Origin of the sequence: Mesorhizobium sp. CA14 (assembly GCF_020165195.1) — a bacterium.
Taxonomy (GTDB): Bacteria; Pseudomonadota; Alphaproteobacteria; order Rhizobiales; family Rhizobiaceae; genus Mesorhizobium.
The window spans coordinates 11,066-23,150 of record NZ_JAIUHR010000030.1 but is presented as its reverse complement, the minus strand read 5'-3'; the positions used below and the strand labels follow the sequence as shown (position 1 = coordinate 23,150).

At 65.1% G+C, this 12,085-nt stretch carries 12 protein-coding genes; 9 read left to right on the top strand and 3 right to left on the bottom strand.

The features are described 5' to 3' along the window. The first annotated feature begins 2 nt into the window (after positions 1-2). The 6 genes from LB565_RS24790 to LB565_RS24765 all read left to right on the top strand — a co-directional run bounded on the left by LB565_RS24790 (position 3) and on the right by LB565_RS24765 (position 4,564). Positions 3-194 (top strand): twin transmembrane helix small protein, encoded by a 192-nt coding sequence (locus tag LB565_RS24790; RefSeq protein WP_224588560.1) that lies wholly within the window; start codon positions 3-5, stop codon positions 192-194. 20 nt (positions 195-214) lie between these two features. Then, positions 215-796: a cob(I)yrinic acid a,c-diamide adenosyltransferase gene (locus LB565_RS24785; RefSeq protein ID WP_224588558.1), complete on the top strand. Its 582-nt coding sequence runs from the start codon at positions 215-217 to the stop codon at positions 794-796. Between the two features lie 21 nt (positions 797-817). Continuing rightward, positions 818-1,621, top strand: a complete 804-nt coding sequence (locus LB565_RS24780; RefSeq protein WP_224588556.1) for a rhomboid family intramembrane serine protease — start codon at positions 818-820, stop codon at positions 1,619-1,621. 162 nt (positions 1,622-1,783) lie between these two features. Continuing rightward, positions 1,784-2,533, top strand: coding sequence for an electron transfer flavoprotein subunit beta/FixA family protein (locus LB565_RS24775; protein ID WP_224588554.1), 750 nt, complete (start codon positions 1,784-1,786; stop codon positions 2,531-2,533). A 24-nt stretch (positions 2,534-2,557) separates the two neighbouring features. After that, positions 2,558-3,487, top strand: coding sequence for an electron transfer flavoprotein subunit alpha/FixB family protein (locus LB565_RS24770; RefSeq protein ID WP_224588547.1), 930 nt, complete (start codon positions 2,558-2,560; stop codon positions 3,485-3,487). A 198-nt stretch (positions 3,488-3,685) separates the two neighbouring features. Continuing rightward, positions 3,686-4,564, top strand: coding sequence for a 3-hydroxybutyryl-CoA dehydrogenase (locus LB565_RS24765; protein WP_126081053.1), 879 nt, complete (start codon positions 3,686-3,688; stop codon positions 4,562-4,564). Between the two features lie 30 nt (positions 4,565-4,594). Here LB565_RS24765 and LB565_RS24760 read toward each other — a convergent pair whose 3' ends face one another. The 3 genes from LB565_RS24760 to LB565_RS24750 form a co-directional block, all read right to left on the bottom strand. Continuing rightward, positions 4,595-6,496: a PAS domain S-box protein gene (locus LB565_RS24760; RefSeq protein WP_224588545.1), complete on the bottom strand. Its 1,902-nt coding sequence runs from the start codon at positions 6,494-6,496 to the stop codon at positions 4,595-4,597. A gap of 224 nt (positions 6,497-6,720) precedes the next feature. Next, positions 6,721-7,359, bottom strand: a complete 639-nt coding sequence (locus LB565_RS24755) for an NrsF family protein (RefSeq protein WP_224588543.1) — start codon at positions 7,357-7,359, stop codon at positions 6,721-6,723. Continuing rightward, on the bottom strand, positions 7,356-7,898 hold the full coding sequence (locus LB565_RS24750) for a sigma-70 family RNA polymerase sigma factor (protein ID WP_224588541.1): 543 nt from the start codon (positions 7,896-7,898) through the stop codon (positions 7,356-7,358). Before LB565_RS24750 ends, LB565_RS24755 begins: the two co-directional genes overlap by 4 nt. 205 nt (positions 7,899-8,103) lie before the next feature. Between LB565_RS24750 and LB565_RS24745 the strand changes: the two genes are divergently transcribed. The 3 genes from LB565_RS24745 (at position 8,104) to LB565_RS24735 (ending at position 11,937) form a co-directional block, all read left to right on the top strand. Then, positions 8,104-9,108, top strand: a complete 1,005-nt coding sequence (locus LB565_RS24745) for an iron ABC transporter substrate-binding protein (protein WP_224588540.1) — start codon at positions 8,104-8,106, stop codon at positions 9,106-9,108. Between the two features lie 175 nt (positions 9,109-9,283). Further along, a complete protein-coding gene (locus LB565_RS24740) occupies positions 9,284-10,858 on the top strand; it encodes an ABC transporter permease (protein ID WP_224588538.1) in 1,575 nt (524 codons plus the stop codon). Beyond that, positions 10,855-11,937 (top strand): ABC transporter ATP-binding protein, encoded by a 1,083-nt coding sequence (locus LB565_RS24735; protein ID WP_224516613.1) that lies wholly within the window; start codon positions 10,855-10,857, stop codon positions 11,935-11,937. The genes LB565_RS24740 and LB565_RS24735 overlap by 4 nt, the downstream gene beginning before the upstream one ends. The last annotated feature ends 148 nt before the right edge of the window (positions 11,938-12,085 follow it).

Here is a 12,085-nt window from a genome sequence, read left to right as displayed (position 1 = left end):
AGATGCTCATCGTCTTCAAGATACTCGCCATCATCGCGATGGCCGCCGTGGTGATCGTGCTGGTCCGCGGCCTGATCAACATGATGCGCGGCGGCTCGGGCATCACCTCGAACAAGCTGATGCAGGCGCGCATCATGCTGCAGGCCGTGGCCTTGGCGCTGCTGTTGCTGGTGGTCTATTTCACGCGCAAATAGAGGATCTTAAAGAGGACGGCGTGGTCAAGCTCAACAAGATCTACACCCGCACCGGCGACGACGGCACGACGGGGCTCGGCAACGGCGAGCGGCGGCTGAAATCCGACCTGCGCGTCGACGCCTACGGCACCGTCGACGAGGCCAATGCCTGCATCGGCATGGCCCGCATCCACACCGCCGCCGGACATCCCGCGATCGACGCCATGCTGTCGCGCATCCAGAACGACCTGTTCGATCTGGGCGCCGACCTTGCCGTGCCGGACAACGGCAAGCCCCTGGAATACGAGCCGCTGCGCATCGTCGCCGCCCAGACCGACCGCGTCGAACACGAAATCGACGCGCTCAACAAGGAGCTGCAGCCGCTGAAATCCTTCGTGCTGAACGGCGGCACGCCGGCCGCAGCCGCGCTCCATCTTGCCCGCACCGTGGCGCGCCGCGCCGAGCGCCTGATGGTGGCGCTGGCGCAGGATCCGGCCGAGCATGTCAACCGCGAGGCGCTCAAATATATCAACCGCGTCTCGGATTTCCTGTTCGTCGCCGCCCGTGCGGTCAATGACAATGGAAAGGCCGACGTGCTATGGGTTCCCGGCAAGAACCGCTGAATCCGCAGGCGGGAGGGTCCGATGTTCATCCCGCTCTACGACACCAACAGGCTGCGCCATATCCGGCTGCAATATGTCACCATCGGCCTGATCGTGGCGAATGTGCTGGTCTATCTGGCGACCACGCTTGGCGGTGAGAACTTCACCAATGCCGCGGTTCTCGGCCTTGGCTTCATCCCGTCGGTGGTTCACGACAAGGTCGAGCTGTCGCCCGAATTCGTCGTCATCCCCGAGAGCCTCAGCTACCTCACCTACTCGTTCCTGCATGCCGACATCTTCCATCTCGGCGGCAACATGCTGTTCCTCTGGGTGTTCGGCGACAATGTCGAGGATGCGCTCGGCCACATACGTTATCTGATTTTCTACTTGGCCTGCGCCGTCGCCGGCGCCTTCTTCCAGGGGCTGGTGGCCTGGGATTCGCAGGTGCCGCTGATCGGCGCCTCGGGCGCAATCGCCGGCGTCGTCGCCGCCTATCTGATCCTCTATCCCCGGGTGAAGGTCTGGGTGCTGGCCTTTGCCCGCATTCCGTTGCGCATCCCGGCTTTCATTCCGCTGATCCTGTGGATTCTGTTCCAGATCGTGATGTTCGCCGCGGCCGGCGAGGACCAGATCTCCTGGGCCTGCCATATCGGCGGCATCATCGCCGGATCGATCCTGGTGCTGGTGCTGCGCAGCCGGGGCGTGCCGCTGCTGGCCGGCGCCGACGGCGAGCCGGATCCGACGCCCAACATCCAGCAGCCGCCTGTCCCCGTCGAGCCGGCCGCTGGCGATCCCGCGCGGCCGGCCTCGCAGTGGGGCCGTGGAGCAGCGACGCCCCGCGATTGAACCGATTTGGGTGCGCCGTGGGATATTGACGCGTCGGTTTGCCGCCACTACGGAAACGGCACCGCTGGGCGGATATTCCGCCCGTAATGTCGGCTTTCGACAACTCTGACAGGGCGCACGCTGCTATAGCGCTCCGACTATCTCAGGAGAGGTGACAGGAAAATGAAGATCCTTGTGCCCGTGAAGCGGGTTGTGGATGCCAACGTCAAGGTCCGGGTGAAGGCCGACGGATTGGGCGTCGAGCTTGCCAACGTCAAGATGGCGATGAACCCGTTCGACGAGATCGCGGTCGAGGAAGCGATCCGCATCAAGGAAGCCGGCAAGGCGGAAGAAATCATCGTCGTCTCGGTCGGCCCGCAGCAGGCGCAGGAGACGCTGCGCACCGCGCTCGCCATGGGCGCCGACCGCGCAATCCTGGTCAAGACCGACGAGCAGACCGAACCGCTCGGCGTCGCCAAGGTGCTGAAGGGCGTCGTCGAGGCCGAGAAGCCCGGCCTCGTCATCCTCGGTAAGCAGGCGATCGACGACGATTCGAACCAGACCGGCCAGATGCTGGCGGCGTTGCTTGGCTGGGCTCAAGGGACCTTCGCCTCAAAAATTGAGCTCGCCGGCGACAAGGCCAAGGTGACGCGCGAGGTCGACGGCGGCCTGCAGACCGTGGATCTGAAGATGCCGGCGATCGTCACCGCGGACCTTCGCCTCAACCAGCCGCGCTATGCCTCGCTGCCCAATATCATGAAGGCCAAGAAGAAGCCGCTCGACGAGAAGAGCCCGGCCGACTACGGCGCCGACGTCAAGCCGCGCCTCAAGGTAATCAAGACCGAGGAACCGGGCGGCCGCAAGGCGGGCGTCAAGGTGAAGTCGGTGGCCGAGCTGGTCGAGAAGCTGAAGAACGAAGCCGGCGTGCTTTAAAGCGATCGGGAAAGGACAAAGAAAATGGCAATTCTCCTCATCGCCGAACATGACAATGCAAGCCTTTCCGACCAGACCGCCAAGACGCTGTCGGCGGCCCTCCAGATCGGCTCGGATGTCGACGTGCTGGTGGCCGGCAAGGGCGCCAAGGGCGCGGCCGATGCCGCCGCCAAGCTGAAAGGCGTCCGCAAGGTGCTGCTCGCCGAGGCCGACGAGCTTGCCGAGCGTCTCGCCGAGCCGATGGCGGCGCTGGTCGTCTCGCTGGCGGGCGGCTACGACACGATCATCGCGCCCGCGACCTCCGCCGGCAAGAACATCGCCCCGCGCGTCGCCGCCCTGCTCGACGTCGCCCAGGTCTCCGAGATCATCGAGGTGGTCTCGCCGGACACATTCAAGCGGCCGATCTATGCCGGCAACGCCATCCAGACCGTGCAGTCGACCGACGCCAAGAAGGTCATCACCGTGCGAACCGCGTCCTTCTCGGCAGCGCCGGAAGGTGGTTCCGCCTCGGTCGAGACGGTCGGCGCCGCCGCCAACCCCGGCCTGTCGTCTTTCGTCGAGAACAAGCTTTCCGAGAACGACCGTCCGGAGCTGACCTCGGCCAAGATCATCATCTCGGGCGGCCGCGCGCTCGGCTCCTCGGAGAAGTTCCAGGAAGTCATCCTGCCGGTGGCCGATAAGCTCGGCGCCGCTGTCGGCGCCTCCCGCGCCGCGGTCGACGCCGGCTATGCGCCGAATGACTGGCAGGTCGGCCAGACCGGCAAGGTGGTCGCGCCCGATCTCTACATCGCCGTCGGCATCTCCGGCGCCATCCAGCACCTTGCCGGCATGAAGGACTCGAAGGTCATCGTGGCCATCAACAAGGACGAGGAAGCGCCGATCTTCCAGGTTGCCGACTACGGCCTGGTCGGCGACCTATTCGTCATCCTGCCGGAGTTGCAAAAGGCGCTTTGACGCCGCCGGCTCTGGCATATTAAAATCCGAAGGGTGGGGTAGACGAAGTCGCCCCGCCCTTTTAGTTTGCACTGCACAAAAAGCAGGCCGCCAAGGTCTGAGCCATTCCGGCGGTTTGCGTTCGGGATTGCGAGAAACAAACACACAGGAGCGTTCCCGCTTCAAGGAAGCGGAACTGCTCCGGACGGGATCGGGGTCATGAGCAAGATCGAGACGATCGGCATTGTCGGCGCGGGTCAGATGGGTGGCGGTATCGCCCATGTCTCGGCGCTGGGCGGCTACAAGGTCCTGATCCACGACATATCGGCTGACCGGATCGAGAAGGGCATCGCCACCATAAGCGGCAACATGGCCCGCCAGGTCGGCTCCGGCAAGCTCGAGGAGAAGGCGCGCAACGAAGCGATGGCGCGCATCTCCGCCGCTCCGGCCATGGCCGACCTTGCCGCCGCAGATCTGGTGATCGAAGCGGCGACCGAGGATGAGACGGTGAAGCGCAAGATCTACGCGCAGCTCTGCCCGCAGCTCAATCCGGAAGCGATTCTGGCGACCAACACCTCATCGATCTCGATCACCCGGCTTGCCGCCCAGACCGACCGTCCGGAGCGCTTCATCGGCATTCACTTCATGAACCCGGTGCCGGTGATGAAGTTGGTCGAGCTGGTGCGCGGCATCGCCACCGAGGACCAGACCTTCGAGGCCGCCAAGACCTATGTGAAGCACCTCGACAAGACCATTACCGTCTCGGAGGATTTCCCGGCTTTCATCGTCAACCGCATCCTTTTGCCGATGATCAATGAGGCGATCTACACGCTCTACGAAGGCGTCGGCACGGTCGACGCCATCGACACCGCCATGCGGCTCGGCGCCAACCACCCGATGGGACCGCTGCAGCTCGCCGACTTCATCGGCCTCGATACCTGCCTGTCGATCATGCAGGTGCTGCATGAGGGCCTGTCGGACTCGAAATACCGCCCCTGCCCGCTGCTGGTGAAATATGTCGAGGCCGGCTGGCTCGGCCGCAAGACCGGTCGCGGCTTCTACGATTATCGCGGCGACCATCCGGTGCCGACGCGCTGATCTTGTGCGGCTGAACCCTTTCGACGTGGCTCAAGACGCCGCGGCGAGCGGCAGTGGTGCCAAATCTTTCGAAGCTTCGTCGGGCGCGGCAGAAACGCAGCCGCGGCCGGCGGCCTTGGCGGCGTAGCAGGCGGCGTCGGCGCGGGCGATGATCTCGTCCACCTCGCCGCAGCCGGCGCGGATCGGCGCGAGCCCGATGCTGGCGCCGATCGAATGCAGGCGCCCGTCCCAGCTGAAGTCGAGGTTGCGGATGGTATCGATGATCGAGCGCGCCGCGCTCGGCCCGCGCTCCGCGGCGCCCGATTTGAGGATGACGGCGAATTCGTCGCCGCCGAGCCTGGCGACGATGTCTTCCGCACCGAGCACGCTGCGCAACGTGTCGGCCACGCGCTTGAGCAGCGCATCGCCCGCGGCATGGCCGCCGGTGTCGTTGACCGCCTTGAAGTGATCGAGATCGACGAACATGAACTGATGCTCGCCGCCATTGAGGCGGCACTGGTCGACCAGGTCCTCCATGGTGCGGATGAAGCTCGAGCGATTGGCGAGCCCGGTCAGCGCGTCGTGGGCGGCGGCATAGGCCAGCTGGCGCTGCAGGGCGCGCGCGTCGCTGAAATCCTGGAAGACGATGACGAGGCCGCAGAACTCGTGGCGGTCGTTCATGATCGGCGACACCACCTGGCGGATGCTGCAGCGCGTGTCGTCGCGCCGGACAAGGACAGCGCGCGTGTTCTGGTCGCAGTGCGGCTGCTCGCCCGCCGAAGGACGCGTCAGCCCGATTCTGTGCCCGCTTTCCTCGTCGACCGCCCAATAGACATGGCCGAGCACCTTTCCCAGCGCCTCGCCGACCTCAACGCCGGTGAGCTTTTCCGCGATCGGGTTCATGAAGGTGATGCGGTTGGCGGCATCGGTGCAGATCACGGCGTCGCCGATCGAGTGCAGCGTCACTCTGAGGCGCTCCTTCTCGTCATTCAGCAGCGCCGCCGAAACCATCAGCCGCGCCTCAGCCTCCTTGCGTTCCGTGATATCGGTCAGGCTGCCGATTGCCCGGATCAGCCGGCCCTCACCGTCGCGCTCGATCGCCTTGCCGCGGTCGAGGATCCAGACCCAGTGCCCGTCCTTGTGCCGCATCCGGAACTCGGCCTCGAAAAAGGGCGTCTCGCCGGCAAGATGCGCGCGATCCGCCTCGGCGACGCGTTCCTGATCGTCGGGATGGATCATGGTCAGCCAGCGATCGGGGTGGCCGTCGAGCTCGCCATCGGCATAGCCCAGCATCTTCACCCAGGTTTCGGAATAGGTGGTGCCGCCCTTGCGCATATCGAGGCTCCAGATACCCTGTCCGGCACTGGTGAGCGCGAAATTCCACCGGTCCTCTGCCTCGGCGATGCGCGCTTCGGCCTGCTTGCGCGCATCGATGTCCTCGATCTGCGACACCAGATAGAGCGGACGACCTGTCTCCTCTTCACGGATGACCGAGCCGGCGAGCTGCGCCCAGACCGGGGTGCCGTCCTTGCGCAGATAGCGCTTCTCGAAATGGAAGGAATGGATCTTGCCTTCCTTCAGGCTCGTCATCGTCTCGCGGCCGATCTGCAGATCGTCGGGATGCGTGATCTGGAAGAAGGTCAGCGCCTCGATTTCCACGCGGGTATATCCCAGCATGTCGGCGAAGGCGGGGTTGGCCTGCAGGATGCGGCCGTCGAGGCCGACAATGGTGACGCCGATCGCCGAATCCTCCATGGCCCGGCGGAAGCGTTGCTCGCTCTCGGCAATCTGCCGGCGGTCGTCGATGATCTTGCGGATGAACAGCGCCGAGACAAACAGCGTGACGGCCGCGACGGCGACGGATATCTGCAGGCAGACCTTCAACGCGTCCGGGTCGAGTTCCAGCGCCGGCAACAGGATCGATGCAGTCAGGGCAATGAGTCCTGCTGTCATCAAGACGGGCACAGCGCGCTTGCCGGCCCGCCGACCTTTCCAACTCAACCACCACGCCACAATGCGATCCCACCCAATGCGCGACTGCGCGTTGCCACACCCTGGCGGATCGATTTTAAGGAATGGTTGCGTGAGCGGCAGCGGCCGGTCCGATAACCGGCAAACGATTGCCGGTATGATTAAGGTACTGTTTCAAAACTGTACCGAAGGATCGGTGTGCAATCCTACCAGCGGACGAAAAACCGCCCACCAAGCGCGCCGAGCAGCGTCAGGAAGGCGATCGCGATCGTATACCAGGTGGCGACGAAGAGCGGCGAATCGTCGAAGCAATGCGCGGCATAAAAGGTTGCCGCGAGCCCGCCCGCGAGCAGGCCGGCCACCGCGCCCGCGAACACCGGCCGCGTCGGCGCGCCATAACGCAGCATGCCGAGGAAGATAGCCAGCGGACCAATGCCGATCAGCGGGATGAAGCTCATGCAGATCATCATGTTCGAGCCGATAAGCCGCTTGCCCCAATCGGCCTCGGGCACGACGAAAAGCTCCAGAACCACCGCCAGCACCACCAGAAGCGGCGCGGCGATCATCCAGGCCATCGCCCGACTGGTCGAGGCACCCGGCACCGACAGCGCTCGGATCAGCGCGAAGGCGCTGGCCGCGAGCACCAGCGTGAACACGAATTTCGACATGAAGCGCATCGTGTGCATGGCCGGCATGATGTCGGGACGCGGCCCAATGGTCGCAAAGAAGACCGCCCCCGCGATCACCACGGCCACGCCGACCGCCAGCCACCAGGCCTTGCCGAGCGGCATTGCCTTGTCGCGGGCATCGGCGTCGAGCGCCTTGATGAGATCCTCTGTCCTCATGTTGCTGTTCGTCCAAACCGTTTGGCGATCGCGGCGAGGCCGCGATGCAGCGACACGCGCACCGCCGTCTCGCTGATGCCGAGCTTCGCCGCCGTCTCGCCGATCGACTGCCCGTCGACCGAGATCGATGACACCACGGAGCGTTGCGCCGGCGGCAGCCCGTCGAGCGCCCGGTTGATGTCGCGCTCGCTCACCGTTTCCGTCTCCGGCTCGGCGAAGGTTTCGGCGATCTCGTCGATCTCTACCTCAATGCGCCGCCCGCGACGGCGGAACGCGTCGATCAGCTTGAAGCGGGCGATCGCATAGACCCAGGGCAGCACCGGCGCGTCAGGCCGCCAGGTGTGGCGTTTGACATGAATGGCCAGCAAGGTTTCCTGCACGATATCCTCGGGATCGACCCCGCCCTGAACGATCTTGCGCCGAACAAAACCGCGAACGAGGGCGGCGATGCGGTGCAGAAAGTCGGCATAAGCCCTTTCGTCTCCCGCGATCGCGGCCCTGAGCAGCCGGGAAAGCTCGGCCTCGTCCTTGCCGGTCACAAGAGTTTACCCCCAATGTTCGCGTCTCGGCCCTGGTTTGTTACGTGGCCGGCCAAATAATGTCCAAGCCAAACTGCCGCAAAATCACGAAAGTTTGCGGCGCAGCGACCGATTGAAGCAGGGTCACAATGTTGACCGCAACACTCATGTATTGATAGGTGCAGCCGTGCCCGAACCCTTGTCTCCAGTTTTAAGGACGATACCCATGAAAATTGCCCTTTCCACACTTGCCGGCGCCGCGCTGGCGCTCGGCCTGGTCGCCGGCCCGGCCATGGCCGAGGATCAAGGCATCATCGTCTACAATGCCCAGCATGAGAGCCTGGCCAAGGAATGGGCGAAGGGGTTCACCAAGGAAACCGGCATCAAGGTGACGCTGCGCAACGGCGGCGACAGCGACTTCTCCAACCAGATCGTCGCCGAGGGCGCGGCCTCGCCGGCCGACGTCTTCCTGACCGAGAACTCGCCGGCCATGGCGCTGGTCGAGGCGGCCGGCCTGTTCGCGCCGGTCGATGCCGAGACCCTCGCCCAGGTCCCGCAGGAATACCAGCCGTCGACTGGCAAATGGGTCGGCGTCGCCGCCCGCAGCACCGTCTTTGCCTACAACAAGGACAAGCTGAAGGAAGACCAGCTGCCGAAGTCGCTGCTCGATCTCGCCGACCCGAGCTGGAAGGGCCGCTGGGCGGCCTCGCCGTCCGGCGCCGACTTCCAGGCCATCGTCAGCGCGCTGCTCGAGCTCAAGGGCGAAGCCGCCACCGCCGACTGGCTGAAGGCGATGAAGGAGAACTTCATCGCCTATAAGGGCAACTCGACGGTGATGAAGGCCGTCAATGCCGGCGAGATCGATGGCGGCGTGATCTATCACTATTACTATTTCGGCGATCAGGCCAAGACCGGCGAAAACAGCCGGAATGTCGCCCTGCATTATTTCAAGAACCAGGATCCGGGCGCCTTCGTGTCGATCTCCGGCGGCGGCGTGCTGGCGTCGAGCAAGCACCCGAAGGAAGCCCAGGCGTTCCTGAAGTGGGTGACCGGCAAGGGCGGCCAGGACGTGCTGAAGACCGGAACGTCCTATGAATATGCGGTCGGCAAGGATGCCCTGTCCAACCCCAAGCTGGTGCCCCTGGCCGATCTGCAGGCGCCGAAAGTCGATCCGGCGAAATTGAATTCCAAGAAGGTCATCGAGTTGATGACGCAAGCCGGCTTGCTTTAGTTCCCGTTCGTCCTAAAAGGGCGAACGACCGTGCTCCCGCGGCAATTCGCCTTCCGCGGGAGCGTTTTTGTTTGGAGATCGCCCCGTCGATGACAGTCGACCGCGCTTCGACCCGCCTGAGTGGCACATCGCACCGCTTCCGCCGGCAGGCAGAGGCGACCCAGCGGCCTGCCTGATGCAGTCGGCGATCGACATGACGCCGGCAAGACTGCCTGCGGCCCGGATGAAGGAGCGCCGGCCTACCTCATGGATCACGCTCGCAGCGGCTCTCATCTCGCTCGTTGCGCTGCTGCCGCTCGCCTTCATGGTCTGGATCGCGATCCAGACCGGCTGGGACACCGTGGTGGCGCTGATCTTCCGCCCGCGCGTCGGCGAATTGCTGGTCAACACCGTGCTCCTCGTCGTCGTCACGGTGCCGATCGCCATCGTGCTCTCGGTGGCGCTGGCCTGGCTGACAGAGCGCAGCGACCTGCCGGGCAACCGCTGGTGGTCCTGGCTGTCGGTCGCGCCGCTCGCCATCCCCGCTTTCGTGCACTCCTATGCCTGGATCAGCTTCGTTCCGGGCCTGCACGGGCTCTGGGCCGGCGTGCTGGTCTCCGTCATCGCCTATTTCCCGTTCCTCTATCTGCCGATCGCCGCCGCGCTGCGCCGGCTCGATCCGGCGCTGGAAGATGCGGCCGCGGCGCTTGGCCTTGGCCCATGGCGGGTTTTCGCGCGCGTCGTGCTGCCGCAGCTGAGGCTCGCCATCTGCGGCGGCTCGCTGCTGGTCGGCCTGCATCTCTTGGCCGAATACGGCCTCTATGTCTTCATCCGTTTCGACACGTTCACGACCGCGATCGTCGACCAATTCCAGTCGACCTTCAACGGTCCGGCCGCCAACATGCTGGCCGCCGTGCTGGTGGTCTGCTGCCTTTTCCTGCTCGCCCTCGAGGTGATGATACGGGGCGAGGAGCGCTATGCCCGCGTCGGCTCCGGCGCCGCGCGCAAGCAGCAGCGTGCCCGCCTCGGCCGCGCCACCCTGCCATGCCTGCTTTTGCCGGCCGGCGTCGCGCTGCTGTCGCTCGGCGTGCCCTTCGTCACCGTAAGCCGCTGGCTGCTCGCCGGCGGCACGGAAGTTTGGCGTTGGGACGAGATCAGCCTGGCGCTCGGCCAAACGCTCTTCCTCGCCATTGCCGGCGCGGTGCTTGCAACGCTGGCCGCCATGCCGATGGCCTGGATTTCGATCCGCGCGCCTGGGCCGCTGCAGCGCCTTCTCGAGAGCTGCAACTATATCGTCGGCGCGCTGCCGGGCGTGGTCACCGCGCTGGCGCTGGTGACAATCACCGTGCGCGTCGTGCTGCCGCTCTACCAGACGCTGTTCACCATCCTGTTCGGTTACGCGCTGATGTTCCTGCCGCGCGCGCTGGTCAGCCTGCGTGCCTCGATCGCACAGGCGCCGGTGGAGCTGGAGCGCGCCGCTTCCAGCCTCGGCCGGTCACCGGTCAAGGCGCTGTGGTCGACAACCGTCCGCCTGTCGGCGCCGGGTGCTGCGGCCGGCATGGCCATGGTGGCGCTCGGCATCACCAACGAGCTCACCGCCACTCAGATGCTGGCTCCCAACGGCACCCGCACGCTGGCGATGGCTTTCTGGTCCTACAGCGGCGAGATCGACTACGCCTCCGCCGCACCTTACGCGCTGATCATGGTGGCGATGTCGCTGCCGATGACCTGGTGGCTCTACATCCAGTCGAAGCGGATGGCCGGACGATGAGCTTTCTCGAACTCAGCGGCGTCGCGAAAAGCTACGGCCCGGTGACGGCGCTCGCCGGCGTCGACTTGGCTGTCGAAAGCGGCAGCCGCACAGCGATCGTCGGGCCGTCCGGTTGCGGCAAGACCACCTTACTCAGGCTGATCGCCGGCTTCGAGGCGCCGGACCGCGGCCGCATCACGCTCGACGGCAAGGTGCTGGCCAATGGCGGCGCCGCCGTGCCGGCGCATCGCCGCGGCATCGGCGTGGTCGCCCAGGATGGCGCCCTCTTCCCGCATCTCAGCATCGCCGACAATATCGGTTTCGGCATGGCGCGCAGCGAAGACAGGCGCAACGAGCGCATCGTCGAGCTTGCCTACATCGTCGGATTGGACAAGGCGGTTCTCAAGCGCCGGCCGCACGAGCTGTCCGGCGGCCAGCAGCAGCGCGTCGCGCTCGCCCGCGCCATGGCGATGAAGCCGAGGCTGATGCTGCTCGACGAGCCGTTCTCGGCCCTCGATACCGGGCTTCGCGCCTCGATGCGCAAGGCGGTGGCCGAGCTTCTGGAAGAGGCGGGCATCACCACCATCCTGGTCACCCACGACCAGGCCGAGGCGCTGTCCTTCGCCAGCCAGGTGGCGGTCATGCGTGACGGCCTTTTCTCACAGGTCGGCACGCCGCGCGAGCTCTATTTCCAGCCCAGGGACAGGATGGTCGCTGAGTTCCTCGGCGACGCCATCATCCTGCCGGCGAAAATCGCCGACGGCTTCGCCATGTCGCCGCTCGGCCGCATCGCGGTCGACACAAAGGAACGACGCGATGTCGCGCGCATCATGCTGCGGCCCGAGCAAATCCTCCTCAAGCGGACCTCGCGCGAGGGCATGTCGGGCACACCGGACATGCTGTTCGGCGAAGTGACGGATTGCGAGTTCGCCGGCTCGGTCTGCACCGTCGCGGTACGGCTCCTCAACAGCCCCGATCCGCCCGATGCGGCCGCCATCGGCAACACCCCGCTCATCCTGCGCAAGACAGGCATGGACGCGCCAGCGGTCGGCGAGATCGTGCGCCTCACCGTCACCGGCAAGGCGCATGTGTTTGCTTGATCTCCGCCTTGAAAATAATGTAATTCTGCATTATTTTTAGCGCAGAGCAATTCCAGGAAAAGTGCGAAACGGTTAGGCTCGGCGCCTCGCCGTAGCCTTCCGTCAGGAATTGCGTCAAAAGAAGGAGATAGGGCGGTTCGCTGTTCGG